Here is a 26452-nt window from a genome sequence, read left to right on the forward strand (position 1 = left end):
TGTAATATGCACTTATCATTTTTGCCTTTAAACAAATATTCTACACATTAGTGTAGAATATTTGTATTTAATTACTACTTTTTATTGAATTTCTTTCTAGCATTCCAATAGGCTATCGTAAGTTTGCCCAATTTAGAATCCCTAATTGCATTGTATTTTCTTTCTATTATCTCTAGTTCCCTTATTCTTCTATTTAAACTCTTTATATTTGCTCTAGATGTATCGTTTTTCCAAAACTGTGATCCGACGTCTTCATTATGTTGATTTTCAAATTGTGTTCTACCTTTAAGAGAGAGGTTTTTAATGAAAGATTCATTTTGCTGATTATAGTTTATCAGAAGTAATAATCTGTCTAAAAGTTCTTTCAATAACTTGTTCTCGAAGTTGCTTAATAAGTTCTTTTCGACGGGCTCATCCGTCCTTTTGATAATAGTATAAACATTACTGTTCTCTGTGTATATGTTGTAAATAATACCAATATTACTGCATGAATTAACATAATCAATAACGGATTTACCGTCTTCTAGAACTAATGAAAAAATATAATATTTATCCTCACTGTTACTTTTTGTAATTGACTGGGGTTTATTGAAATTATATTGCTCGAAGTTTTTTGGAATAACAAATTCATTCGAAGTAAGAAAATTATTTAATCCAGTCTTATATAAATACGGAGTCAATTTTTTTAAAGTTTCACTATATGTGAATTTTTTACTAACTTCAAACATTCTCTCTGCTGCTATGTAATATATTTCTGGACTACTGATTACTAAATTAATCTTGTCCACGAATTCTGAGAGAGTATTTGTATATAATGGATAGTCTTCTCCAAAAATACTAACGTGCATAGGAGTTTTATTCATAAATACTGGTTTACCAAAACTACCATACTCTAATAATTTTGTAGAAAGTTCTAAACTCTCATCCATACTTTTATCTCGCCAAGAAATACCAACATCATTATTTATAATTAAACTTCTTGCATCTTCTCTAGACAATGCTCCATACCAAAAAAGGTTCTCGGTATTTTCTAATAGATATTTAAGGTCTTCATTGTAGTGTGGAATTTCTATATGGTTACTAAATTTATCACCAGCTATAGATAAATATGCGTTTGGGTTTTTCTCAAGGACCTCTCTGAATCCTACAATCATCGGTATAGAATTCCAATCCTTATGAAATTTTCCAACATAACAAAATTTATTATATACTTCCTTTTTCTGTAGAACTGAACTTAACTCAGATGTAGTATCGGGTATCATAGGATTTAGTGTTATTATCTCAGTGTGATTTAAGGTAGAGTAAAATTTATTATGAAGAAAATCTCTCATCTCATTTGTCTGACATAGTAAATACTTACTATTAGTAAAAACTTTATTAATATGAGAAATTTCTGCAGGACTAAAATCTTGGTTGTTGTTTGTTATACCAGTTACATATGTCATTAGTTTGTTCGAAATGTTTGAATCTTGAATATCAAGAAGTTTATCTACAACTTCCATACCTCTTATAATTAACCAATCATATTCTTTTTTACTCCAATAATAACCTATAATATTTGCTGCCTCATTGTGAGTAAGACGCTTATTCCTATACCACTTGGGATTTGAAGAAATTAAAGAATTGTCATCGAATGGTGATATAATGTTAATATTTTCAACGTTATATAAATCCTTTAGAAGAATATCTCTATTTATTGGAGTAGCTAAAACTAAATCTATTCTAATATCAGGATTTAGTGAAAGCATTTTTGCCATACCAACTAAAAAAACAGCAGACCCATCCATTACATTTAAGTTAATAAATCCATGTAACAAAATATTTATTTTTTTACGCATAAGATCACTTCCAAATTATTATTTTCCCTTAACAATTGCCCTTATTCTTCTCTTTAGAGCAATATAAGCTAGAGTTAATTTTCCAAGCCAAGTAACTTTTATTCGATGTTCAAATAGTTGTAATCGTCTAAACTCTTTTCGGGAATTGTGTGGAACATTAAAATTATTAAAGTTGGGTTCAGCATTTTTAGATGGCCACTTGTTTACTTCACTATCTATTAGTTCTACTGTCATTTCCATCATATTATACATTTGAGCTTCTAACTCATCATACATTTTTTTCCAATAAATTTCAGTATCATCTATAGAATTTATCTTGTGATTTATTTCAGGTTTCAACTTAGAATCAACTCCATCTCTTTAGTAATAACCTTACCTTTACTACATTTCTCTCTTATGGATGTAGCTGCGTTCTTAGATAGATTTAAAAATAATTCCTCATTAAAATATAGTGCCTCAATATTGTTTGCAATATCAATTGGATTTTCAGGAAGTGACAACAAGCCTGAATATCTGTGCTCAACAAACTCAGGAATAGCAGTAACATTAGTTGCAAGTGGAACTAATCCGCTTGACATAGATTCACACATAGACACTCCTTGTGAATCGAGTCTCGTTGGACATAAAAACACCCCGTACTCTTTATGGAGATTCGCTATCTCATCTTGTTTTAAAAATCCTTTATGGATTTCAACATTACTGAAATTACGCAATGGCGCAAGTGTTTCGTTGAATAATTTGCCATCTCCATAAAATGCAAAATGTAGTCTTTTAAAATAGGGACGATTTGCAAGTTCTAAAACTGCCTCCACTGACTGATCATTAGCATATTTTTTTGATGCATAGGGACGTATTGATAAAATTTTAAGTCGATGATTAGGACTTTTTTCTTGATAATTAAAGAAATCTTCATCAATAAGATTGGGTATTATATAAGCATTTTTTGAATAGGATCTTGCATCTACTTCGGCAATATGTTCTTTAAACCACTTGGACACATGGATAAATTTAATATCTAGTTCGTCAGTCTCGTATAAATAATTCATTAACTTCATTTGTGTTGCATAATAATTTTTAGACATTTCCAATATCCTTACTAATTGTTCACGACTTTCTAGATAATTAAACCAACGACGATGCCAAGCTTCTGCTTCAAAACCATGAATCCAAATAATTAACGGAATTTTTGGTTTTACATTTTTTATTGTTTCAATCATGTCAGGTGACACAAAGTGTATTAAAATTTTCGCATAATCATTTTTGATAAGATAATTGTAGAAGTGCTCCTTGTTTCCTCTTGTTACTTTTACATCATCAAATACATAGGACTCTTCAGTAGGATATACAGGGCTTAAGACAAAAACTTCCATATCAGCGTTATATTCTTCGTATGATTTTACTCTTCTATGGATAAATCCGTTTCTATATAATTGATCTTCAGAAGGATAAGCGTTGGTTAAGATTAAATATTTTTCACTAAAGGTCATAGTTGTTGTTCCTCCACTTACTATAATAATATAAAAATGTTCCATTCCTCACATATACTTTAATGATACCATTTTATATGTCGAAATTAAAGTATTGATTCTATACAGTATATCCGATTTACCTGCAAAATTTTATTTTAAAGTGTAAAAAATGACAAAAACATAAAAGCATTTCATTCGTTTGAATAATCCCGAATGAAATGCTTATTTTAATTGTTTGAAAAAGTTGTACTGTTTGTTTCGATTGGATCAATTTCTAAATGTGCTTCTAATTCTCTTTGTACTTCATCAAGAGACTCCTCGTCCGCAATCTGGTAGCTTACCCCATTAATCATATCCCCATATGTTTCAAGTGTTAGTTTATCAATATTACTAGTTCGGAAATCAGAATACTCTTTAAGGAAAGATAGTCCTTCGCTTACCTTCATATTCGTTTCTACATTTTTACCAAACTCTTTTGCTAAATCGTCTATCTTAGTTATTGTACCTAATGATAACGATTCTTTAATAATTGCAGAGACAACTTCTTGTTGTCTTTCATTTCTTCCGATGTCCCCACGAGGATCTTGTTTTCTCATACGAGCATACGCTAATGCATATCTACCATCTAGTTCCATTTCACCTTCATAGAATTGTAGTTTTTCAGCGACGCGATCATCACTATTTTGGTAAAAATCAAATGGGACATTGACGGTAATCCCACCTAATATGTCAACAATATTTTTGAATGTTTCAAAGTTTACAGCAGCATAGTAATCAATTGGAATACCTAAAAAGTTCTCAACAGTTTCAATCGTCATTTGTTTCCCGCCATACACATGTGCATGTGTAATCTTGTCTTGTGTTCCTCTACCTGCTATATCAACTAAGGTATCACGGGGGATGCTTAAAAGTTTTAGTTTTTCATCTTTAGGATTAAATGTTGCTACCATTAAGGTATCTGTACGACCATTTTCACCACCAGATGAGTAATCTTCAACTCCCATTAGTAAAATGGAGACCGGATCATCACTTATGGAAACCGCCTGATCACGTAGATTAGATTTTTCTCTTCCGCCTAAATCATTATATGAATCACTTGCAGCTTGATAAGTCTGCATGGTTAGATAAACACCGAATCCTAAAACTGATAAAAATATAATTAAGACAACTATAAAAGAGGTTCGTAATCGTCTTTTCTTTTTCACTTTTTTTCTTTCCGCTCTATATTCTATTCGACCCATAATAAAACTCCTTCTAGTCAATGAATCTATTTACCTAGTTAATAATTCTTGAACAAATTATAGCATAACATAATAATTAGACGTTTACTATTATAAATTTGTTACATTATATAGGTAAAAAAGTGGAAAAACAACTAATGAAAAATGTATATCTTTCACTAGTTGTTTACGCCTAAATGAGAACGAAGCTCTATTTCAGTTGTCTTCCTACTTCCTTCATCAACTTGAAAGTACCAAAGGCCATCACTTAAGTAGCCACCGGAACCATCAAGATTAATCGTGGTGATGGTTGGATCTTTGGTTAAGCCATAAGATGTTAATGATTTCATTTCTTCAAAATTTAAATTAGTTTTCATGTTATTGCCAATTGCTTCAATGAGGTCCCCAAGTTTTAGAACGGAAGAAGCTGATGTAGCTTTTTTGATTATAGTTCTTACAATTTCTTGCTGTCGCTTTCCACGTGCAACATCACTATCATATTTTCTTGATCTTGCTAGTGCTAATGCCTGTTCTCCGTTTAACACTTGATAACCTGGCAATAAGTGTATGGCGTTTTTATTGTCATGCGAGTCAGGTTCATAAATCTCATAGGGAACATCAAAACGAATACCACCTAAAGAATCTACAACTTCAATAAAAGCCTCAAAATTAAATCTTATATAATAATCTACTGGGACATGTAAAAATTGCTCGACTGTTTCAATCGTAGCTTTTGGACCGCCATAAAAGTGCGCGTGGTTAATCTTAGTATTGTAGCCTAATTCTGGTACATACACATAGGAATCTCGAGGAATACTCAACAATTTAATGCTATTATCTTTTTTATTAAAAGTGCCTAATATTAAAGCATCTGACCGACTTTGCTCATTATAATTACGGTCTTCACTGTCATCGACTCCAATAATTAATATTGAAACATTATCTTTTATAGGATTTACCATATCTTCACGCAATGATGAACGTTCGTTTTCTCTTTTAACTTCTTCGTAGGCATTATTGATGGAATCATGTGCTTTATCATATAGGTATAAAGCATATCCACCGACACTAATAGTTATTAACATGAGAATAGATATAATTGTAAAAATAATTCTTTTTTTCCTCGTAAGTTCCTGAGGTGTCTTTCGCTTAAAAGGCATCTAATTTCTCCTTCTAAAATTCATTGTATTGTTCATTATGACCTTTTTTATAATCTTAATTCCTTTTACAAGTTATAAATCGTTTTCTTATAAAATTTTAGTTTTAAAAAATACTAATAATCAGTAATGAACATATTTCTTAAAATAAATGATATGATATATGTTATAATGTCGAATGATGAAATGTAATTACATAGAAAAGAAATAGGACAATACAAAAATAAGTAGACATTAGGAGGATCATATATATGAAAAAGCCTATAAAAGTTATGACAATCTTTGGTACAAGACCTGAAGCGATAAAAATGGCTCCACTTGTATTAGAATTACAGAAAAGATCGGACGAGTTCGAATCAATCGTTACTGTCACTGCTCAGCACCGTGAAATGCTGGATCAAGTACTTGAGATTTTTGAAGTAACTCCAGATTATGATTTAAATATAATGAAAAAACAACAGTCATTAGCACAAATCACAACAAGAGCATTAGAAGGCCTAGATGAGGTGATGAAAAAGACTCAACCCGACATTGTATTAGTTCACGGTGATACCTCTACTACTTTTGCTGCGTCTCTGGCAGCTTTCTACAATCAAATTGCAGTCGGACATGTTGAGGCGGGTCTGCGTACTTGGAATAAATACTCACCATATCCAGAAGAAATGAATCGTCAGCTAACAGGCGTAATGGCGGACCTACACTTTGCACCAACTGAAAAGTCTAAACAAAATCTTCTTAATGAAAACAAACCAGAAGAACGAATCTATGTCACAGGGAATACGGCTATCGATGCACTAAAGACGACAATTAGCGATTCGTATTCTAATCCAATACTAGATGAATTAGGAGATAAACGATTGGTTCTTATGACTGCCCATAGAAGAGAGAACTTAGGGAGCAATATGAAGCAAATGTTTAGAGCCATCAAACGATTAGTCGAAAAGCATGATGACATTCAAGTTATTTACCCGGTTCATCTAAATCCGGTGGTGCAGGAAACAGCTAATGAAATCTTGGGTAATGATGATCGCATTAAATTAATTGAACCATTAGGAGTAGTAGACTTTCATAACTTCGCTTCACGAGCGCATTTAATCCTAACTGATTCAGGTGGAGTTCAAGAAGAAGCGCCATCTCTAGGTGTACCGGTATTAGTACTTCGTGATACAACAGAACGTCCGGAAGGTATCGAAGCGGGAACATTGAAATTAGCAGGTACTGAAGAGGATACAATCTTTAATTTAGCTAATGAATTACTAACTGATGAGCAAGCATACGAAAAAATGTCTAACGCATCTAATCCTTATGGAGATGGTCATGCTTCAGAAAGAATTGCAGATGCAATTAATGATTTTTTTGGAAAGATAAATAAATAAATAAACGTAAAAAGGAAAATCTCTGGGATTTTCCTTTTTACTTGGGTTATGCAGTATCAACACTTCGAGAATCAATAATTAATCGTGCAACATTCAAACTCGAATGCCCCTTTGAATATAAATTCCATTCTTCTGAGAATGCTCTTATCCTATCTGTTTCATAATTATTGCTTTTAATAATTTCAATTATTTCCTCAGTGGTGCTTACGACCTGGCCAGGCATTCGATTTTGATAATTTGAAATCAGTCCATTTTCTCCTTCGTATGCTTCTTTATCATACGCATAAAAGATCATTGGTCGTTCTAACAAGGAAAATTCAAATGGAATGGAAGAATAATCGGTAATTAATAAATCCGTGCAAAGTAGTAAATGATTAATGTCGTAATAATCCGATACATCGTACAGAAAATTCTTATAAAGAATTGTTAGATTCGATGTTACAGCAGGGTGAAGTTTAAGGAAAAGGACATAATCAGTTGATAACGAATTATATAACTGCTCTATATCTATTGCCAGTTGAAATTCATTCAATTCTTGTAACCTAAATGTTGGAGCATATAGGATTACTTTTTTTTGTTTTATAATTGGGTAACGGTGCAATAGTTTCTTCAATACGTTATCAGTTTCGGTACTCTTAAAGAAGAAATCGCTTCTTGGAATTCCGGTGCGTTTAATCCTAGAATCAGGTAAACCAAAGCTTTTTTGGAAAATAGCAGCCATTGTTTCTGAACCTACAATTGTATAGTCGAAACGGTTATAGACTTTTACAAAGCGTTTTCGTGAAATACTGCCTCTGTCATTAGTGGATGGTTGCTGTAGTCCAAACTTCTTAATAGCACCAGCGGCATGCCATAATTGAATACAGGTTGAGTCTTCACGAAATTTTGTAACAGATAAAAAAGCGAAATAATTATCTACCAAAATAGTTGTTGCAGTAGCTAAGTGGTAGATGGACTTTAAGAAAGAAAACGGTTTGCCTATAGTAAAAGGAATTACTTGAGAAGTATTTGTATTGAAGGGGTAGTGACATGACGGTTCTTGCAATACAATAATTTCTTCATCTGAAAGAGTTTTAAGAGCTGCAGTGGTGTAATCGATATTGTCTCCAAATGATGCAACACAAACGGTTTTTATTTGTAATGGAAACACTTTAAAAAAGTTGAAGGCGATTTTAAAAAGAAGTAAATATATAAAGATAATTAATTCTCTAACCATTACTTTTAGAGAAGTCTTTTTTAATTTTAGTAGTGGATATACCTACAGTTCTAGGTAAATAGTTAACCACGCAATATTCCTTCAGATAATCAAATTTTCCTTTCCAATCATCGCCCATTACAAAAACATCAATATCATACTTTTTTACATCTTCTATTTTTTGATCCCAACTAGTTTCCGGAATCACTAAATCAACAAATTTAATTGCTTCTAGAATACCTTTCCTATCTTCAAAACTATAGTATGCTTTCTTATTTTTTACCTTGTTAAATTCGTCTGTAGAAAGTGCAACAATTAAATAATCACCCATTTCCTTAGCGCGTCGAAGTATATTAATGTGGCCATTATGAATTAAGTCAAATGTTCCGTATGTGATTACTTTCTTCATTTAAACTTACCTCCCCTTAATAATGGCATTTCCCTAATTTTAATATATAATTATATTAGCACAACTTTACAATAAATTTACATTAGGTTTACAATAAAATAAACATAAAAAATTTATCGTATAATTACTTGGAAACTTATTTCCCAAAAAAGAAAGGATATTTATGAAATCCGTTACTAAAGTACTTTCAGAACAGATTAAGTATTTTTACTTATTAAGAAGACTAGCGTTATACGAAATTAAAATATCGAACAAAAATAATAATCTTGGGCTAGCCTGGGAATTAATAAATCCATCTATACAGATAGCAATATATTGGTTTATTTTTGGCTTTGGAATTAGGGAGAGAGAACCTATTGATGGGGATCCTTTTTTTCAATGGATGTTAGCAGGTATAGTTATATGGTTTTTCTTTAACCCATCAATCATTGAAGGATCAAAGTCGATCTATCAACGAGTTAAAATGCTTTCTAAAATGAATTTTCCCATGAGTCTCATTCCCAATATAGTTATTTTCTCGAAATTTTACTCGCATATTGGATTGCTTGTATTGACCATGTTGCTATTGAATCTTACAGGTTATCCTGTTAATGTATATTATTTACAATTACCATTGTATATATTTGGTGCATATATGTTTATATTCTCTCTATCATTAATTACATCAACTCTTAATACATTTATTCGAGACTTGCAAATGCTATTGCAAGCAATACTGCGTATGCTACTATATATGACTCCTATATTATGGGCAACAAATAATTTACCAGAGTGGATACAAATAATTTTTAAGTTAAATCCTTTGTATTATCTAGTTGAGGGATACCGCTATGCCTTATTAGGGAAAGAATGGTATTTCATTAACCATTGGGAATATACATTGTATTTTGTGGGGATCATTCTAGTCCTGTTATTAATAGGTTCCTCCTTACATGTTAAGTTTAGAAGAAGATTTATAGATTTTATATAAGACAGTAGAAGGGATTTACTATGGAAAAATCAATAATAATTTCTAATGTGACCAAAAAGCATAAATTATATAATAAAACATCAGATAAACTTAAAGATATTTTGTTTCCAAAAGAATATGGTGAGGATTTTTATGCGTTGAAGGGAGTAAACTTTGAAGCCGGGAAAGGAGATGTGGTTGGATTTGTTGGTATAAATGGTGCTGGTAAATCAACCCTATCTAACATTATTGCCGGAATACTTCCTGAGACAACTGGAACAGTCCTTGTAAATGGTGAGGTTGCTTTAATAGCAATAGCTTCAGGATTAAAAGAAGATTTAACAGGTAGAGAAAACATTGAACTTAAATGTTTAATGTTAGGTTTTAGCAAAAGAGAGATTTTGAGATTAGAGCCTGAAATAATTGAGTTTGCTGAATTAGGTAAGTTTATTGATCAGCCTGTAAAGTCTTACTCAAGTGGGATGAAATCTAGATTAGGATTCGCAATCTCAGCCTCCATTGACCCAGATATTATCGTGATTGATGAAGCTTTATCAGTTGGGGACAAAGCTTTTGCAGAGAAATGTTTTAAAAAGATGGAGAATTTTAAGCAAAAAGGGAAGACGATTATCTTTGTCAGTCATTCTATTGCACAAATGAAGAAATTTGCTGATAAGATACTTTGGCTAGAGTATGGGAAGGTAAAGGCTTATGGACCTAAACAAGAAATTATTCCGCAATATGAGGAATTTATAAAGGAATACAAGCAAATGACCGGTAAAGAAAAGAAGCAATATAAGGAAATGGTACTTAGGCAGCACGAAATTGTAGGAAATTAAAAATAAAAAATAAAAAATCTGATAGTTATATGAGAGTATAACTGAAAGGTTGTTAAATTATGTCTATTAGTACTCAATATAAAAAGCCCGATTTTAAAAGTAGTGATTTGGTCGATAAAGTTAACATTATGGATATTAACTTTATTAATCTATCAAAGCAGGATTTGTTAGAGGAGCATCTATATCCTCAATTACTTAGCGAAGAAAAGTGTTTTATAGTAACGGCAAATCCTGAAATTGTAATGAGAGCTAGGGAAGATATTAATTATAAAGGTAACGTGGAATTAGCAGACTATGTTGTGCCAGATGGAGCAGGTGTAGTATTAGCTTCAAAGATTTTAAAACGGCCAATCGAGGAAAGGATAGCAGGATTTGATTTGATGTTGGACTTACTGGAATTTGCTAATGTTCAAAAGTTATCCTGTTATTTATTTGGTGCCAAGGATTATGTGAATGAGAGAGCGGTATTGGAGATAAAGAGACGATATCCAAATCTAAATATAGTAGGTTCCGAGCATGGCTATTCTCCACATGCAGATAAAATTGTAGCTGAACAGATAAAATTGTTGCAACCCGATATTATTTTGGTTGCCTTAGGTTCTCCTGCACAAGAAAATTGGATAACAGATAACCTCCATCAATTCGCGAAAGGCGTATTCATGGGAGTAGGTGGGAGCTTTGATGTACTAGCTGGTGAAGTTAAACGAGCTCCTGCTATCTGGATAAAATTGAACATGGAGTGGCTATATAGATTACTAAAACAACCATTTCGTTGGAAGAGAATATTAAAAGCGATAGAGTTTATGCTTAGGATTGTTCTAAGAAAATTTTAATGAGGAGTGATTGAATGATATACGCAGGTATTCTAGCGGGAGGAACAGGAACTAGAATGGGAAATGTTCCAATGCCAAAGCAGTTTTTATTATTAAATGAAAAACCGATTATTGTTCATACAGTTGAAAAGTTTATTTTAAATAGTAGTTTTAACAAAATTATTATAGCTACACCGAAAGAATGGTTGAATCACACACAAGACATTCTGAAAAAATTTGGTTTAGATTTACCTAATATTACTGTTATCGTTGGGGGAAATGATAGAAACCAAACGATCATGTCTATTGTTAATTATATTGAATCAAATTTCAATTTAAATAATGAGGATATTATTGTAACCCATGATGCCGTTAGACCGTTTCTAACGCATCGGATTATACAAGAGAATATCAATAATGCGCTTGAATTTGGATCAGTTGATACGGTTGTGGAAGCAGTTGATACAATTGTAGAATCAGAAGATAATAACTTTATTAGCTCTATTCCACGAAGAGACTTTATGTATCAGGGGCAGACTCCGCAGTCCTTTAACATTATGAAACTAAAGGAATTATATAATGCATTAACAGAGTCTGAGAAAGAAGTATTAACTGATGCTTGTAAGATATTCGCAATTAAAGGCGAAAGAGTAAAGCTGGTTCGGGGAGAAAACTTTAATATTAAAATTACTACTCCATTTGATTTAAACGTTGCGAATGCAATAATTAAAGGGAGTCTAGACAAATGATTAACCAAGTGTATCGTTTAGTCTCTCCTAGACAGTTCGAAATAACCTATACGGATAAGTCCATTATGTCGGATTGTATAATCGTAAGACCTACACACCTGTCTATCTGTGCAGCGGACCAACGTTACTATACGGGTACAAGAGGAAAAGAAGCAATGCAGAAAAAACTTCCAATGGCGTTGATTCATGAAGGAGTAGGAGAGGTTGTTTTTGATCCTATCGGCGAAATGGAGGTAGGGACAAAAGTAGTAATGGTACCAAATATCCCCAATGAATCTAATCCGATTATTGCAGAGAATTATTTGAAATCAAGTAAGTTTAGGTCAAGCGGTTTTGATGGATTCATGCAGGATTATATATTTTTAGGGCGAGATAGGATTGTGGAATTACCTAAAAATATAAATATGGATGTAGCCGCTTTTACTGAATTGGTAACTATTACGGTTCATGCCATAAGTCGTTTTGAGAAGAAATCCCATCCTGTAAAAGAGGCTTTTGGAGTATGGGGAGATGGAAATCTAGGGTATATAACTTGTTTATTATTAAAAAAAATATACCCGCAGAGTAAGGTTATCGTTTTCGGTAAAACGGATTATAAGTTAAGTCATTTCTCTTTCGTAGATGAGATTATAAAAATTGATGATATACCAGCGAATACTCAAGTTGATCATGCTATCGAATGTGCAGGTGGAAAAGGTAGTCAATATGCAATTGAACAAATTATTGACTATATAAATCCTGAAGGAACGATTTGCTTGTTAGGAGTTAGCGAATATCCAATTGAAGTGAATACTAGAATGGTGCTTGAAAAGGGTTTAACTTTCATAGGCAGTAGCCGTAGTGGAGCAATAGATTTCAGGAATACGATCGATATTTATAAGAAATTTCCTGAGATTATAGATTATTTAGAGACGTTAGTTGGAGAAGTGCATGAAGTAGTAAAGATAAAAGATGCTACGGTTGCGTTTGAAAGTGATTTATCAAGTTCTTGGGGTAAAACAGTAATGAGATGGAAGATTTAATCGATGAATCCAATAAAGAAAATATATATTATTATATTTAAGCTAATGTTACGTTTAGCTTATAAGGTTTTTAGCTTAATATTGAAGCGGGATAACAATAAGTTTGTCATTGCATTATATCGAAGTGATGAGTTAGATGGTAATCCCAAGTTCATCTATGATCAAATCATGGAACAAATTCCAAACGCTAAGGTTCATTTTGTTTATAGTCAAAATAAAATGAACCTTAAACTTTATCGTGAAGTTTTAGAGTTATCGAATGCTAGTTATTTAATCCTAGACGATTATTATTTACCTATCTATCTTTTAAAGCCTAGAGCTGACTTGAAGGTTATACAGCTTTGGCATGCTGCAGGTGCTTTTAAGAAATTCGGTTATAGTACCTTGAACACCAAATTCGGACCAGATAAAGAGTACTTAAAGTTGGTACCTATTCATTCAAATTATACAAATGTATATGTCTCCTCTACTAATATTATTAACTATTATGCAGAAGCTTTTAACATGTCACCAAGTAAAATATATGCCCTAGGTATACCAAGAGTAGATTTTTTTAGTAATAAGCAGATTTATAATGAAGTAAGAGCGGATATTTCTAGAGAATATGTATTAGATAGATCCATCAATATATTGGTTGCTCCAACTTATCGAGCAGAAGGTCGACATATGGAAACCTCCATAAATTTTAGTGAGGTCATTATAAGGGTGTCTAGTAAAATTACAAAGGGAATAAGACTGATCTATAAACCACATCCATATACAAGTGTAGTGGAAATAAATAGGCTTAAAGCTTGCAAGAATGTATTGGTAGTTGATAAGTTTTCTATTAATGAGTGGATGCTGGTTGCAGATGCTTTTTTAACGGATTATTCTTCAGCCGTGTTTGAATTTGGTTTATTAGAAAAACCTTTGGCACATTTTATGCCTGACTATAAGGAGTATCTTGACAATAGAGGATTTTACCAAGACATAAGAGAAATATCAGATGGGTCAATACTATTAACAGAACAGGAATTATTAAACTGGTTAAGCGCAAGGAGAAAAGGTGAACATTTTAATACAACTAGAATGATTAACTATAACTTTGATAACCTAGAAAATATTTCTGAAAAAATAGTAAAGCATTTTACATCTGAGTAATAGGGGGGATATTATGTTGTTAACATTAATGGATAATAAAAACTTAAAAATTAGAGCAGATAGAACAGTCAATAGCAGTGTTACTAAATTAGAGATAAATGGGTCCTATCTTGAAATAGAAGGATATGCTAGCTTCGAAGGAATTGAATCATACCAAGAAGATAGAATTCGAAAAACTTTATACTTAGTTCCGGATATTGATGTAGAAAAGATTAGAGAAGAGCAATCTGAGAATACGATGGAATTAGAGGACCAAGAAATTCTGGAGCAATATATTATTAAAATTCCATTGGATAACTGTGCTCTTAATGAGCTTGGAAATGGAATTGAAATTGTTAGTGATAATAAATCATTGTTAGCAGGATATAAAGCTACAATAAATCTTTCTGTTATTAGTAGTGGAAAACCTCTAAAAGAAGGAAATTACAATGTTTATATTAAAATAGAACAGATGCTTGAAACTAATGATCAAATCAAATATGAAAAACTTATTTCATTGTCGGATGTAAGAAAATATTTGAATAACGATATCCTAAATACCAAGCTAAATTATTTCTCAGCTACGAAAGTGATGAAATATAATTTATTGGCAGCGTTTAATAAATTTAGCAAGACGCTTGAATTAAAAAATACACTTTTACAGGAGTTTGATCCTAGGGATTTACCCGATAATACCGATACGAAAGAAAATAAGTATTTAAGATCACTAAAAAGAAAATTCTTTAAAGTAATGTATACTTTATTTTCCGTTCTGCCCATTAATAAAAGAAAAGTGACGTTTGCTTCAGATAGTCGCTCAGAACTAAACGGTAACTTCTTTTTTGTATATGAAGAGTTGTATAAACGGAATTTAAACTTAGATATAAGGTTTGTTTTTAATGAACGGATAAATAACAAGAAAAACATAATGGATTTGATGAAAATTGCATATGAGTTTGCAACTTCAAAGATCATTTTATTAGATGATTTTTACCCGCTAGTATACCCTTTGAAAATTCGAAAAAATGCAGACCTAATTCAAGTTTGGCATGCTGCAGGTGCTTTTAAAACGTTTGGATATAGTCGAATGGGAAGACCTGGTAGCCCTTCAGCAAAGTCTAAGAATCATAAAAATTATACGAAGGTAGCAGTGAGTAGTGAAGGGGTGCGTGAAAATTACGCAGAAGGATTTGGAATTGCAGTCGATAAGGTTTTTCCTACTGGTGTACCTAGATCTGATATTTTCTTCGATGAAAATTATAAATCAGAAGTTCAGCAGACGTTATATAATAAATATCCTTTTATAAAAAACAAGAAAGTTATCTTATTTGCACCAACGTTTAGGGGCAATGGTCAATCATCAGCTAATTATCCATTCGAAGTATTGAATCTAAAGAGAATTTATGAAGAGTTTCATGAGGAATATGTTTTTCTATTTAAGATTCATCCTTTTGTAAATAATAAACTTACCATTCCTTATGAATATGCAGACTTTTTCTATGACTTTAGTGACTATCGAGAAATTAATGATTTATTATTAATAACGGATTTATTAATTACCGATTACTCATCCGTATGTTTTGAATTTGCTCTGTTAAATAAGCCAATGCTATTTTTTGCATATGATGTTGAAGAGTATATAGAGTCTAGAGATTTCTATTATGATTTCTTTGATTTCATTCCTGGCCCATTAGTTAGAACAACTGAAGAAATTATAAATCGTATAAAGGGTGAAAATTATCAGTTAGAAAAGATTAAACCATTCGTTAAGTACTTTTTCGGAGAAACATTGGGACATGCCTCAGCGAATGTTGTAGATCAATTGATAATACCTAGCTTAGATTCTACCCAAATTGATGTAACTGAATCTGACTTAACGCCTCCAAAATCAAGGATAGATCTATTTCAACGATCATTGGATAAATAATTGTCACGGCTATAAAGAATTGAAAAAGAGTGATTCGCGTGAATCACTCTTTTTCAATATATGGACCTCTCAAGTCACTATTCTCGTAGAGTTCCAAGTTATCGGAGGCAGGTAAACCTAAATGAGTTCTAAGTTCATCCTCTACACTTTTTCTGCTTTCTTCATCAACCTGATAATACCAGAGACCATCATCCATATACCCACCGCTCCCCTCTAGTTTTACGGAATTAATAGCGATGTTTTTGTTAAGACCATAACTAGCAAAAGACTTCAATTCGTCAAATGTTAAATTAGTAGTCATATTATTTCCGACGGCTTCTAATAGATTATCCAGTTTGAATAGAGAAGATGCTGATGAAGCTTCTTTAACGACCGCTTTAATAATTTCTTGTTGTCTCATTCCCCGTTCAATATCGCTATCGTATTTTCTTGTACGTGCTAAAGCTAATGCTTCTTCTCCATTTAAGCTTTGGTAGCCGGGAAGTAAATGTATTTTATCTTTCCTATCTTTTGAATCTTGTTCATACATTTCAAAAGGAACGTTATAATTTATTCCTCCAATTGTATCTACTACTTCAATAAAAGCGTCAAAATTTACTCGTACATAGTAATCGATAGGGACATTCATAAATTGTTCTACTGTTTCGATTGTTGCTTTAGGTCCACCAAAAAAGTGGGCATGGTTGATTTTAGTGAAGTATTTTACTTCGGGGACAAATACATAGGAATCTCTAGGTATACTTACCAATTTAATATCCCCTTGTTCCTTATTAAATGTAGCTAATATAAGAGTGTCAGAACGACTATTTTCCTCATAGCTTCTTTTTTCACTGTCGTCCACTCCAATAATAAGCAAGGAGACATTATCCTCGATCGGATTTACATCTTCCTCTCGCAATTCAGAGGTGTTATTAGGACGCTCAACTTGTTCGAAGGAATTGTCTACTATTTTTTCAGCCTTTGTATATATGCTGACTCCATAAATAATAATGCCAAGAATTATTGTACTTATGACGATTGATAGATATGTAATTATTTTTTTTCTTTTTCCTCTTTTATTTTTAGCTCGTCGTGAATTTTCTTTTTCTTCCATACGATATTCCCCTTAATATTCCATTTACTTTTAGTTTACAATTAATATTTCTATTCGTAAATGGTTATAGTGGTTACATAAAATAGTAGAATTATATTGAAATTAAATTCCTTGGTTGTCTTTACAATTGTTTCAGTCATTCATATATGATTTACTTATAAAAGTATAGAAAGAATCAATCTTGAATCAATCAAGAATATGGGGTGGCATATAATTTAGATATTTTGTTTAACACTTCATAATATAGGGAAATATTTTCAAGAATTGAAATAATGGAAGAGAGGACTAAACATATGAAAAACTTACTAATAAGAGCAGGAATGTCACCTTTGGATACCTTTGACCCCTCTTTTATGATCCTAAATAACTCTATAGGAGGTAATGTAGGAAATTTAGTCTATCAATTTAGTGTATTTCGCACTTTAATGACAGAAGGAACTACCATTACACCAGATTATTATGAGATAGACCCTAAAAAAGCAGAAGAGATAAATGAAAAGTATGATTGTTATATAATTCCATTAGCTGACGCCTTTCGAAAAGATTTTGTACCTTCATTACGAAAATATACCAAGTTGATTCAAAAACTAACAATTCCAGTAGTGGTTATTGGTGTTGGGCTAAGAGCGCCATTTGAACCACAATTAGATGAGGGATTTTCTTTTGATGATGATGTAAGAGCCTTTGTGAGTGCTGTTTTAGAAAAATCAACTACTATTGGGGTACGAGGTGAAATAACTGCTAAATATCTTAGTAGGCTAGGTTTTAGAGAAGGAATAGATCATACTGTTATTGGTTGCCCATCTATGTATACCTTTGGAAGGGATTTAACTATTCGGGAGACTAAGATAACCAAAGATTCCATGGTAACAGTTAACTCATCATTACTCTCTCCAAATAATGTATTAGATTTTATTTCGAGAGGTATGGAGGAATTCCCCAATCATTATTTTATTCTACAATGGTTGAAAGAAATGAGACTGACTTATGCAGGTGCACCTGGAATATCTAATAAGTCAATCGAAAATTATCCTATCAAGATGTCTGATGATGCATATATGAATAATAAAGTACGATTCTTTCTAAATGTACCAACTTGGATTGACTTTCTAAAACAAGCTGATCTTAGTTTTGGTGCTAGGTTGCATGGAAATATTACTGCCACTATTGCAGGGACACCAAGTCTTATAATACCTAAGGATGCAAGAATGAGAGAATTAGCAGAATATCATGGATTAACGCAAGTTTGGCATAGTGAAATATCAGAGAAAACTTCACTAAGTGAATTGATAGAACGATCTGATTTTCATTCTCCAGAGAGAAAGCAAAGTATTAACTTCGACCATTTTATTAGTTTTCTCAATACGAATAACTTAGATCATATTTATAAAAAGGATACAAACCCTTCCGTCATTCCTCTTGACGATCAATTAACTGAGGTTCAACTTAAGCAACCTTTAATGCCTGTCAGTGCATGTAGTATAGAGGAAATGGCAGATAGATGGGAAAATTATTATCCTTTGCTGGAAAAGTCATATGAAGAGAAAATCAAAGATTATAAAGGGAAACTAGTGGAAAAGGATAAAAAAATAAAAAGACAACAAGCAATACTAAATAGAAAGGCAGTACGAATAGCCTTAAAAACTGCAAATATGTTTAGAATTAAATAAAACTTTAATACCTTTATAAAAGCCATGAATTTTTAGTTCATGGCTTTTAGCATAATGAACCATACTACCAATAAGGTGGTGTTCAAATGACATTCGACTTCAGAAATCTTGAAATTGTAGAAGTTAAAGATGGTCAAGTAATCCTTCAATTGAAATTACCTACAAGTAAATACGACACAGAATTTAGTACAGAATTCTTAGCATCTAAATTGGGGAAGCAAAACCTAAAAGATGCAGCTAGAGAAGTAGTTAAGAAAAACCTACCGAGAATAAAGGTAGCTACAGTTGTGATTATGGCAGGGAGTGTAGTGCTAGCTAGTTTTCCCATTAACAAAGCAGAAGCACATGAAATTGATTTCAATATGTCTTACCTTTATTTCGGCAATACACAATCCTACATTTCACAAATTGACCAAACACAGGGGAATCTTAACCATGTGGCACCAAGCTATTTTGATATTAATCCAGATGGCTCGTTACTTGTTACAAAACAGTATGATCCAGCGTTTGTATCGGAAATGCATAAACGAGGGATTAAGGTAGTACCGTTTCTAAGCAATCACTGGGATCGTACTATTGGACGAGCCGCATTACAAAATAGAGAAAAGTTAGCACAACAAATTGCTGAATTTATTATGAAGAACAATCTGGATGGCGTCCAAATTGATATAGAAAATGTCACTGAAATTGACAGGGATAATTACACAGATCTTGTAAGATTAATCCAGGAGAAGCTACCTGATAATAAAGAAGTATCCGTCGCAGTTGCTGCCAATCCAAATGGATGGACAAAGGGCTGGCATGGTTCTTATGATTATGAGGAATTAGCGAAGTATAGCGATTATTTAATGATAATGGCTTATGATGAAAGCTACACTGGTGGTCCAGAGGGGCCAGTAGCTAGCTATGGCTGGGTGGAACGTTCAATTCAGTATGCGCTTAACCAAGGAGTCCCATCCGAAAAAGTTGTACTAGGCATTCCATTCTATGGTCGATTTTGGAAGGAAGGAGCTACTTCGGGAGGAGTGGGGATATCCAATAAACGTGTTGATGAATTATTAGCGAAGTACGGCGGTAAAGTCACTTTTGATGAAGCCTCCAAATCGCCAATGGCAACAATAACTGTTAACGAAGGGGATCCACCAACTACAATTGCTGGTAATTTACTCACTCCAGGCACGTATCATATTTGGTATGAAAATAATGAATCCCTTCAAGCGAAATTGCAATTACTTCATAAATATGATTTAAAAGGAACGGGTAGCTGGAGCTTGGGACAAGAGAATACAGCCATTTGGCAGAATTATCGTTCTTGGGTCGCTCATGATGGCATTGCGGTGCAACCATCTGTACCTGAGCAGCCAAAAGAACAGATTGGAACAGTCCAACCTTCCGAAACGCATAGTTATACAGTTAAATCAGGTGATTCACTATGGAAAATCGCAACCCAGTTTAAGTTAACAGTCAATCAATTAAAAGAATACAACCAGCTTACTACAGATGTGATTTTTGTTGGGCAGGTTCTTTCGCTTATTCCAAAAACACAGCCAGGAGCAGATCAGATTATTATATCTAATCCAATTGCAAGTACTCCTGGGGCAATAACAGCACCGGCCACACCAGTTCAACCACCAAAAACTACTGCACCATCCACTAAAGTAAGTCTTGTTGGGAAATATATGGTTCCCAAAGCTACGAATACGTATATGAGAAGTGCGGCATCTTCTAAAAATAAAATCGTGAAGACATTAAAAACTTCGGATTCATTAAAGGTTATCCAGGAATATACAGATAAGTCAAAGGTAAGTTGGTTAAAAGTTCAAACCGGAAGTACAACAGGGTGGGTACTTGCATCACAAGTCAAGACAAAGCCAGCAACAACAGCCTCAACTCTTGTTGGTAAGTATATGGTGCCAATAGTAACAAAGTCATATATGAGGAGTGCAGCTTCTACTAAAAATAAGATAGTAAAAACGCTAAAGACTACGGATTCATTAAAAGTTATCCAAGAATACACAGATAAATCCAAAGTGAAATGGCTAAAGGTGCAATCTGGAAGTACAACCGGTTGGGTGGTAGCATCGCAAGTGAAGACAAAGCCAGCGACAACTGTTTCCACACTTATTGGAAAATATATGGTCCCAAAAGTATCAAAAACCTATATGAGAAGTGCAGCTTCTTCCAAAAATAAAATAGTAAAGACATTAAAGACCACCGATTCAGTAAAAGTTATCCAAGAATACACAGATAAATCGAAAGTGAAATGGCTAAAGGTGCAATCTGGAAGTACAACCGGTTGGGTAGTAGCATCGCAAGTGAAGACAAAGCCAGCGACTACCACACCTGCAAAAAAATATACGGTTTTAAAGTATGGCTTAAAAGGGACAGCTGTAAAGGAATTGCAGACGAAGCTTAAAAAGAATGGTGTTTATAAGAAGTCGATCAATGGAAGTTATGATGCAGCAACAAAGGCAGCTGTTATTGCTTTTCAAAAGAAATACAAACTGTTAGTTGACGGAATTGCTGGTCCACAGACACAATCAAAATTAGACGCTGTTGTAAAATAGACTCTGGTCATTAAGTTGTTTGACAAGCACTACTTAAGCTTTAAGGGAATCCTCATATAAAGGATTCCCTTAAGTTTTGATAAAATTATTTACTCCATCCCCGACAACCACTCCACCAAAATCGTCAATTCTCCCTCAGTCAATTGCGATTGTGCAGGCATTAATCCACTACCATATTGGATAATATCCTGTAAATTGGGTGGCGTGTACTTGGCTCCGATAGTATCGAGGCTTGGTGCAGCATATCCTCCAGCCAACTCAATTCCGTGGCAGTCCATGCAGTTTTGTTCATAAATGGCATATGCTTCGGCATTATAACTCACTTGGTCATCATAGGAAGAAGCATTTCCTTCATTACTGTATTGAATATCTTCTACTTCTGTCCGATAAAACTTCCACATGCCTTCTTGCTTTTTGAATGTATTTAGTGCGATAGCGGTATTATCAGAGTAGGCCATTCCTGATACCTTTACAGATGTCTGTTGGATTCTTACTGTCACCTCATCCGCCCTAATGGTTACAAACTCAATACCATCAATGGTGTATGCTATGTCATAATCGCCAAATAACTGATGCGTGACTTCCTCCGTTTGAAAATAAAGGTCTGGAGAAACTTCGTCATAATAAATCGTATCCATGTAGGCTGATGCGTCTTCATTCCGCAGCGCATCGATGTTCGCATGGATAACATTGGTAACATCGATTTTGATTTGTTCTTCATTAATAGTAGCTGCTGATTCATTCTCATTGTCAGCAGGTTGTTCATTTGCTATTACTGGCTCATCCTTTAGCATGGATAGAGTTGGAATGTATACTGTTACGATAGAAATAACAACATAGATTGCCATAACGGCAAAGACTGATTTTAAGCTTGTTCCACCTTTTTGAACGACGATTGCTGCGATGTTTTCTGTAGGTGGATATGTACCCTTAATCTGTTTTATTTTCTTTTTGGCAAATTGTTCATAGAGCTTGTTGCTACATAAACCGAATACAACTATGTATGCGACGGAAATGCCAGCTGACACACTGATTTCAACATCGAAAAGCGTGGTCAAAGTATAAAACGCGATAAAAAATCCTAATAAGACGAATGTATAGCCATACATTTTTCGGTAAGTCATCCAATAGATACTGAAGAAAAATGCTGCCCAGTTCCAGGAATTTCTCTTCTTCCATTTGGTCATATAATAATCTTCTTTAGAAGGACCAATAAATAGTCGAAGTAGTTCCTCCTCTTCCTCGATTACTTGTTGTTCTGTTCCAGCTGGACGGTCCTCGTCTAGAAGCTGATGCGCTATCTGTGTAATTGGTTGGCCGGTCTCTGTAGTACTATTTCTCTCTGTCTCTACTTGTTCCTCACCACTAATTGATACGATTGCTTTGCCGCATGAACTACAAAACCTTGCGTCTTTTGGTAGCTTTGCACCGCAGTTTGTACAAAACAAAGTTGTTTCCCCCATTCTCGTGCTGTTCTATTTTTCTCTGAATCTTATTTTTGCTCAGATAATTAATTATACAAGAATACCGCTACTATTTGCATCAAAAATTTGGGCGCCTAGGATAAATTTGGTATGGAATAGGACGCTTTTCTTCTATAGTATAATTCGAACAAAACGTTCCCAAAGTAGCATCTTCGAAAAAAATTAAATTTACATGCCACCTTTTGCCTCTCCCGTTCGATTATAGAGGTGAAAGGAGGTGGCAAGTATGGCAGTAGCAAATATGACTAACTCTCAGCTGCGTCTAGTTCTTCATGACGGGGATGACCCGGAATCAGGAGAGCCGATTTACAAGTTTAAAAGCTTTAACAATGTAAAGACTGACGCAACTGCGGATCAATTGTATACCATTGCAAATGCGTTTGCAGGTCTACAAGAGCGCCCGTTATACAATGTAGAGCGTAAAGATAGCTCTGACATTATTGAGGCGTAATGCGTTATGACATGATAATAGAGGGGAGGTTAGCGCGTGAAAAAGCTTGAATTGAAATTTGAGAATGAAGATGGAAAAGTGGTTACCTATACATTAGATAACCCGATTGAACCAGTCGATCCAACTGCAGTTGATGCGGCAATGGATGAGATTCTTTCCCAAAATGCATTCACTACTAGCGGTGGAAACTTAGTAGCGAAGAAAAGCGCTCGTGTTGTTGAGCGTATTGTGGAAGATATTGAAATTTAATTACGTGTGATAAATCTGGCCAGCAATTCGTTGCTGGCCAATTTTGCTAAACGGAGGTGAATGAGTTGGAAAACTGGACATCGCTCCTGACAGAGGTTGGCTTTCCTATTGCGGTAACGTTCTATCTATTGCACCGAATCGAAGGCAAGCTCAACACCCTAATCGAGTCGATCCACGCCCTGCCAGAAAGAATGAAATAAAAGATCAGAGGTGGTGCCTGGACCACTAGGCGCCTGGCCCACCCGAATTATGTCGAATAATGTCAAAAGTTTCTAACAACAAATTAGGAAAATATAACCAATTATCGGAAATTTTGTAGTATACTAGTAATAGGGATGAAATCACTACTAAATATAGCTTGCATATCTATTCGTGTATGAGCGATAGTTGGGGGTTAATCATGGGACGCAATCAGGGGCAGAAGCATGGCAAATATCGGCCGAATAATTGGTTTAAGGGAAATGCTGATCATTACCGGGCAGAGGTAATCGAGACGGCCAAGCAATTAGGAAAGCTACAAGACTTAGAACGGGAATCCTATATAAGCGAATTAATGCAGCGATCTGATACAATCAAGTTCGCGACGCAAATACTGGACCATCTTAGTCAGTATATCAACACTAACGAGAAACTATCGGACAAAGCAAAAGAGCTGCATACGGATACAATCGAACATCTAATGAAACGGCTCCAAAAGAAAAACAAACTATCACCGATGGAAATACGATCGATTTATATTGAAATTGCTGAGCTTCGGAGGAATATTGATTCGAGGTTTCGATTCTGGCTCTTGCAGCTAAAGAACAAATTAACACCGCCAAAATCCACTCTTAAGGTTTCTGAATCGGGATATTCCCGTAAGAAAAAGTAATGTGGAGGAATACGATACAGCATGTTAGCAAAACCAACGTTAGCTCATAGAAAGAAGTGACACATTGTCGTGCAACCCTAAAAGGAGTGCTTAAAAACTACCTTTTTCGGGGCACGTCAACGTGTTACTTCTTTTTGTTTTGCCTATAAAACCACTAGGTGCCTTCCTCGATAAAAAAATAGGAATTCATTCTTATCTCAATCCCGCTAGAATAAGAAGTACGGGCTATAGTAATTTCCATAAAAAAAGCCAAAATTAATATATCTATTAGCTATTATCTGTAGTACTATATTCTAGTGCTATAGAAAGGAGACATTATGATGGGCTTTAAAGATTTACGAGGGAAATGGAATCAGTTAAATCCTTTATCACAATTAAAACGAAATACGAGCTTTGATCCGAAAGTTTTACTACATGGATTACAGGCCATAGATAGATTAATTTTTATTGTAGAAATTCGAAATGGTACATGTGTTTACACCTATGCAAATGAGGCTGCCTTAAAGGTGCTTCGTTATGACACCACACTATACGGTAAAACGTTTGAAGAGGTGCTTTCCAAAGATAGTGCTACATATTTAACAAATGAATACATCAAATGTATCATGGAATCTCTTTTTATCCGAAAAACGGTGGGGATTATGATGCGGTCTTCAAAGCGGCAGATACGAGTTTATATCAAGCGAAGGAAAAGGGGAGAGATACGTATTTTTACGTGGTTGGCTCCTCAAATATAGAATTGTTAAAGGAAATGGAAGGTGAACAACATGAGGTTTAAACGAGAAGAGGCATTTCGATATGAGTTTCAGGAACCACTAGCAGTCGAAATTCAACTTGCTGCAACCGATGAAAAAGAAGAAGCTAAGAAGATAAAAGGCAAGATTATCGAGTTGAGTCCTGACGGAGCGAGATTGACTACGGAAGATGAAATTGCTGGAGAGGAAATCACCATTTCCTTTAAGCTAAACGATAAAAATTATTACTTTACGAGTAACATTGTTTGGACGAAACAACTGATGACAACGTATACCTATGGATTAAGTCATAATATTGATGAAGAGCTGCAACGCGAGATTATTGAGGAAATCAAAGTGTACGCTAGAAATCATTAAGTAAATTTTAAGTGTCATTCATAACCCGAATTCAAATGGTTCATACTAAAACCACTAAGGAGGGATCTATGAATGGCTAATGAAGAAAACAAAAAGCCGTTTTATAAGAAATGGTGGTTTTGGTTAATTGTATTAATTATCGTAGCGTATGCAATATTTAATCAGGATGAGGAAGACCCGGAGGAGACTGATACGGGAACTGAGGAAACACAGGACGAAGGCACTAATGATGAAGATGCTGGCGATGAAGCGACTGACGAGGGTACTGATGAAAATGCCGCAGAAGAGGAAGAACCAGCTACTGAGGAGAACACGCGTGATAATGCCTCGGCCGAAGAGACTACGCTTAATGCTGGTAGATTCACAGTTGGCACCGATATTCCGGCTGGTCGTTATGTGATTACGGGAGACGGAATGGGTAACTTTTTCATCTATGATGAAAATGGACTACCAAAGGTGAATGAAATTTTGGATTCGTCAGGTGAACTTGGCGTGACCAGTGTGACGACTAACATTGTAGACGGGCAAGAAATCGAAATCTCGGGATTGGATGCTGTGAAATTCACCCCAGCTGAGACGAAAGCTTCCACTACCCTATCAGCCGGAAGCTGGGAGGTTGGCCTGGATATTGAAGCGGGTAGATACGATGTAACCGCACCAAGTGGAATGGGTAACTTCTTCATTTATAATGAGATGGATCTGCCTGCGACGAATGAAATTCTTGATGCGTCTGGTGAACTAGGCGTGAAGAAAATTACTGTCACCTTAGAGGATGGTCAGCGTATTGAGATTAGTGGCTTGAATGAAGTTAATTTTGAAGCGAAGTAAGGCGTGAGTGACGAAGGACAGTACCAATTCCGAAAGGGCGAGGGGC

At 34.3% G+C, this 26452-nt stretch carries 26 protein-coding genes; 17 read left to right on the forward strand and 9 right to left on the reverse strand.

Annotated features, from left to right (window positions below):
• Positions 1-74 precede the first annotated feature (74 nt).
• From JF53_RS16160 to JF53_RS16180, 5 genes are all read right to left on the reverse strand, one after another.
• Positions 75-1838 carry a glycosyltransferase gene (locus JF53_RS16160; protein WP_047982594.1) on the reverse strand — a complete coding sequence of 588 codons (1764 nt, stop codon included), beginning with the start codon at positions 1836-1838 and terminating at the stop codon, positions 75-77.
• An 18-nt stretch (positions 1839-1856) separates the two neighbouring features.
• Complete coding sequence (locus JF53_RS16165; protein ID WP_047982595.1) at positions 1857-2177, reverse strand: hypothetical protein; 321 nt, start codon at positions 2175-2177, stop codon at positions 1857-1859.
• Positions 2174-3325: a glycosyltransferase family 4 protein gene (locus JF53_RS16170; protein ID WP_047982596.1), complete on the reverse strand. Its 1152-nt coding sequence runs from the start codon at positions 3323-3325 to the stop codon at positions 2174-2176. Before JF53_RS16170 ends, JF53_RS16165 begins: the two co-directional genes overlap by 4 nt.
• 209 nt (positions 3326-3534) lie before the next feature.
• On the reverse strand, positions 3535-4548 hold the full coding sequence (locus tag JF53_RS16175) for an LCP family protein (protein WP_047982597.1): 1014 nt from the start codon (positions 4546-4548) through the stop codon (positions 3535-3537).
• Between the two features lie 158 nt (positions 4549-4706).
• The gene (locus JF53_RS16180) at positions 4707-5687 is read right to left on the reverse strand and encodes an LCP family protein (protein ID WP_047982598.1); all 981 of its coding nucleotides are present in this window, start codon (positions 5685-5687) and stop codon (positions 4707-4709) included.
• A 248-nt stretch (positions 5688-5935) separates the two neighbouring features.
• Between JF53_RS16180 and wecB the strand changes: the two genes are divergently transcribed.
• Entirely contained in the window at positions 5936-7060 is a 1125-nt protein-coding gene (wecB, locus tag JF53_RS16185; RefSeq protein ID WP_047982599.1) for a non-hydrolyzing UDP-N-acetylglucosamine 2-epimerase, read from the forward strand.
• A gap of 46 nt (positions 7061-7106) precedes the next feature.
• Here the strand turns inward: wecB and JF53_RS16190 are convergent, their stop codons facing one another.
• Entirely contained in the window at positions 7107-8276 is a 1170-nt protein-coding gene (locus JF53_RS16190) for a CDP-glycerol glycerophosphotransferase family protein (protein WP_047982600.1), read from the reverse strand.
• Positions 8269-8664, reverse strand: coding sequence for a glycerol-3-phosphate cytidylyltransferase (tagD, locus tag JF53_RS16195; protein WP_047982601.1), 396 nt, complete (start codon positions 8662-8664; stop codon positions 8269-8271). The genes JF53_RS16190 and tagD overlap by 8 nt, the downstream gene beginning before the upstream one ends.
• Before the next feature lie 163 nt (positions 8665-8827).
• Between tagD and JF53_RS16200 the strand changes: the two genes are divergently transcribed.
• The 7 genes from JF53_RS16200 to JF53_RS17610 are packed head-to-tail and all read left to right on the forward strand — an operon-like array spanning position 8828 to position 16081.
• Positions 8828-9634 carry an ABC transporter permease gene (locus JF53_RS16200; RefSeq protein ID WP_047982602.1) on the forward strand — a complete coding sequence of 269 codons (807 nt, stop codon included), beginning with the start codon at positions 8828-8830 and terminating at the stop codon, positions 9632-9634.
• Between the two features lie 20 nt (positions 9635-9654).
• Positions 9655-10452, forward strand: coding sequence for a teichoic acids export ABC transporter ATP-binding subunit TagH (tagH, locus tag JF53_RS16205; RefSeq protein ID WP_047982603.1), 798 nt, complete (start codon positions 9655-9657; stop codon positions 10450-10452).
• Between the two features lie 59 nt (positions 10453-10511).
• Complete coding sequence (locus tag JF53_RS16210; RefSeq protein ID WP_053072047.1) at positions 10512-11285, forward strand: WecB/TagA/CpsF family glycosyltransferase; 774 nt, start codon at positions 10512-10514, stop codon at positions 11283-11285.
• A 14-nt stretch (positions 11286-11299) separates the two neighbouring features.
• Positions 11300-12013 carry an IspD/TarI family cytidylyltransferase gene (locus tag JF53_RS16215; protein ID WP_047982604.1) on the forward strand — a complete coding sequence of 238 codons (714 nt, stop codon included), beginning with the start codon at positions 11300-11302 and terminating at the stop codon, positions 12011-12013.
• On the forward strand, positions 12010-13035 hold the full coding sequence (locus tag JF53_RS16220) for a ribitol-5-phosphate dehydrogenase (RefSeq protein WP_047982605.1): 1026 nt from the start codon (positions 12010-12012) through the stop codon (positions 13033-13035). Before JF53_RS16215 ends, JF53_RS16220 begins: the two co-directional genes overlap by 4 nt.
• Positions 13036-13038: 3 nt before the next feature.
• On the forward strand, positions 13039-14175 hold the full coding sequence (locus tag JF53_RS16225) for a CDP-glycerol glycerophosphotransferase family protein (protein WP_047982606.1): 1137 nt from the start codon (positions 13039-13041) through the stop codon (positions 14173-14175).
• A 13-nt stretch (positions 14176-14188) separates the two neighbouring features.
• A complete protein-coding gene (locus JF53_RS17610; RefSeq protein WP_064965392.1) occupies positions 14189-16081 on the forward strand; it encodes a CDP-glycerol glycerophosphotransferase family protein in 1893 nt (630 codons plus the stop codon).
• A gap of 43 nt (positions 16082-16124) precedes the next feature.
• On the opposite strand, the gene JF53_RS16235 is transcribed toward JF53_RS17610, so the two are convergent.
• Positions 16125-17174 carry an LCP family protein gene (locus JF53_RS16235; RefSeq protein ID WP_047982607.1) on the reverse strand — a complete coding sequence of 350 codons (1050 nt, stop codon included), beginning with the start codon at positions 17172-17174 and terminating at the stop codon, positions 16125-16127.
• Between the two features lie 293 nt (positions 17175-17467).
• Between JF53_RS16235 and JF53_RS16240 the strand changes: the two genes are divergently transcribed.
• The gene (locus JF53_RS16240; RefSeq protein ID WP_047982608.1) at positions 17468-18844 is read left to right on the forward strand and encodes a polysaccharide pyruvyl transferase family protein; all 1377 of its coding nucleotides are present in this window, start codon (positions 17468-17470) and stop codon (positions 18842-18844) included.
• Positions 18845-18930: 86 nt separating this feature from the next.
• Positions 18931-21411, forward strand: coding sequence for a glycosyl hydrolase family 18 protein (locus JF53_RS16245; protein ID WP_047982609.1), 2481 nt, complete (start codon positions 18931-18933; stop codon positions 21409-21411).
• A gap of 89 nt (positions 21412-21500) precedes the next feature.
• Here JF53_RS16245 and JF53_RS16250 read toward each other — a convergent pair whose 3' ends face one another.
• Complete coding sequence (locus JF53_RS16250; protein ID WP_047982610.1) at positions 21501-22859, reverse strand: DUF2628 domain-containing protein; 1359 nt, start codon at positions 22857-22859, stop codon at positions 21501-21503.
• Between the two features lie 262 nt (positions 22860-23121).
• Between JF53_RS16250 and JF53_RS16255 the strand changes: the two genes are divergently transcribed.
• From JF53_RS16255 to JF53_RS16280, 7 genes are all read left to right on the forward strand, one after another.
• Complete coding sequence (locus tag JF53_RS16255) at positions 23122-23346, forward strand: DUF1659 domain-containing protein (protein WP_047982611.1); 225 nt, start codon at positions 23122-23124, stop codon at positions 23344-23346.
• Positions 23347-23382: 36 nt separating this feature from the next.
• A complete protein-coding gene (locus JF53_RS16260; RefSeq protein WP_047982612.1) occupies positions 23383-23595 on the forward strand; it encodes a DUF2922 domain-containing protein in 213 nt (70 codons plus the stop codon).
• 65 nt (positions 23596-23660) lie between these two features.
• Positions 23661-23795: a YvrJ family protein gene (locus tag JF53_RS17365; RefSeq protein WP_083443666.1), complete on the forward strand. Its 135-nt coding sequence runs from the start codon at positions 23661-23663 to the stop codon at positions 23793-23795.
• A gap of 200 nt (positions 23796-23995) precedes the next feature.
• Positions 23996-24466, forward strand: a complete 471-nt coding sequence (locus JF53_RS16265) for a hypothetical protein (protein ID WP_047982613.1) — start codon at positions 23996-23998, stop codon at positions 24464-24466.
• Positions 24467-25064: 598 nt separating this feature from the next.
• Positions 25065-25244, forward strand: a complete 180-nt coding sequence (locus tag JF53_RS18100; protein WP_157052555.1) for a diguanylate cyclase domain-containing protein — start codon at positions 25065-25067, stop codon at positions 25242-25244.
• Positions 25234-25578: a PilZ domain-containing protein gene (locus tag JF53_RS16275; RefSeq protein ID WP_047982615.1), complete on the forward strand. Its 345-nt coding sequence runs from the start codon at positions 25234-25236 to the stop codon at positions 25576-25578. Before JF53_RS18100 ends, JF53_RS16275 begins: the two co-directional genes overlap by 11 nt.
• Positions 25579-25650: 72 nt before the next feature.
• Positions 25651-26406 carry a hypothetical protein gene (locus JF53_RS16280; RefSeq protein ID WP_053072049.1) on the forward strand — a complete coding sequence of 252 codons (756 nt, stop codon included), beginning with the start codon at positions 25651-25653 and terminating at the stop codon, positions 26404-26406.
• Positions 26407-26452 lie beyond the last annotated feature (46 nt).

This window comes from Ornithinibacillus contaminans (assembly GCF_001038425.2).
Classification (GTDB): domain Bacteria; phylum Bacillota; class Bacilli; order Bacillales; family Amphibacillaceae; genus Ornithinibacillus; species Ornithinibacillus contaminans.

Excerpts from the sequence above, each read along its gene's own strand:
- JF53_RS16240 (WP_047982608.1), top strand. The coding sequence starts at position 17,468 with ATGAAAAACTTACTAATAAGAGCAGGAATGTCACCTTTGGATACCTTT.
- JF53_RS16170 (WP_047982596.1), bottom strand. The coding sequence starts at position 3,325 with ATGACCTTTAGTGAAAAATATTTAATCTTAACCAACGCTTATCCTTCT.
- JF53_RS16175 (WP_047982597.1), bottom strand. The coding sequence starts at position 4,548 with ATGGGTCGAATAGAATATAGAGCGGAAAGAAAAAAAGTGAAAAAGAAA.
- JF53_RS17610 (WP_064965392.1), top strand. The coding sequence starts at position 14,189 with ATGTTGTTAACATTAATGGATAATAAAAACTTAAAAATTAGAGCAGAT.
- JF53_RS16160 (WP_047982594.1), bottom strand. The coding sequence starts at position 1,838 with ATGCGTAAAAAAATAAATATTTTGTTACATGGATTTATTAACTTAAAT.
- JF53_RS16235 (WP_047982607.1), bottom strand. The coding sequence starts at position 17,174 with ATGGAAGAAAAAGAAAATTCACGACGAGCTAAAAATAAAAGAGGAAAA.
- JF53_RS16265 (WP_047982613.1), top strand. The coding sequence starts at position 23,996 with ATGGGACGCAATCAGGGGCAGAAGCATGGCAAATATCGGCCGAATAAT.
- tagH (WP_047982603.1), top strand. The coding sequence starts at position 9,655 with ATGGAAAAATCAATAATAATTTCTAATGTGACCAAAAAGCATAAATTA.
- JF53_RS16200 (WP_047982602.1), top strand. The coding sequence starts at position 8,828 with ATGAAATCCGTTACTAAAGTACTTTCAGAACAGATTAAGTATTTTTAC.
- JF53_RS16210 (WP_053072047.1), top strand. The coding sequence starts at position 10,512 with ATGTCTATTAGTACTCAATATAAAAAGCCCGATTTTAAAAGTAGTGAT.
- wecB (WP_047982599.1), top strand. The coding sequence starts at position 5,936 with ATGAAAAAGCCTATAAAAGTTATGACAATCTTTGGTACAAGACCTGAA.
- JF53_RS16225 (WP_047982606.1), top strand. The coding sequence starts at position 13,039 with ATGAATCCAATAAAGAAAATATATATTATTATATTTAAGCTAATGTTA.
- tagD (WP_047982601.1), bottom strand. The coding sequence starts at position 8,664 with ATGAAGAAAGTAATCACATACGGAACATTTGACTTAATTCATAATGGC.
- JF53_RS16180 (WP_047982598.1), bottom strand. The coding sequence starts at position 5,687 with ATGCCTTTTAAGCGAAAGACACCTCAGGAACTTACGAGGAAAAAAAGA.
- JF53_RS16275 (WP_047982615.1), top strand. The coding sequence starts at position 25,234 with ATGAGGTTTAAACGAGAAGAGGCATTTCGATATGAGTTTCAGGAACCA.
- JF53_RS16215 (WP_047982604.1), top strand. The coding sequence starts at position 11,300 with ATGATATACGCAGGTATTCTAGCGGGAGGAACAGGAACTAGAATGGGA.
- JF53_RS16255 (WP_047982611.1), top strand. The coding sequence starts at position 23,122 with ATGGCAGTAGCAAATATGACTAACTCTCAGCTGCGTCTAGTTCTTCAT.
- JF53_RS16280 (WP_053072049.1), top strand. The coding sequence starts at position 25,651 with ATGGCTAATGAAGAAAACAAAAAGCCGTTTTATAAGAAATGGTGGTTT.
- JF53_RS16220 (WP_047982605.1), top strand. The coding sequence starts at position 12,010 with ATGATTAACCAAGTGTATCGTTTAGTCTCTCCTAGACAGTTCGAAATA.
- JF53_RS16245 (WP_047982609.1), top strand. The coding sequence starts at position 18,931 with ATGACATTCGACTTCAGAAATCTTGAAATTGTAGAAGTTAAAGATGGT.
- JF53_RS16190 (WP_047982600.1), bottom strand. The coding sequence starts at position 8,276 with ATGGTTAGAGAATTAATTATCTTTATATATTTACTTCTTTTTAAAATC.
- JF53_RS18100 (WP_157052555.1), top strand. The coding sequence starts at position 25,065 with ATGTATCATGGAATCTCTTTTTATCCGAAAAACGGTGGGGATTATGAT.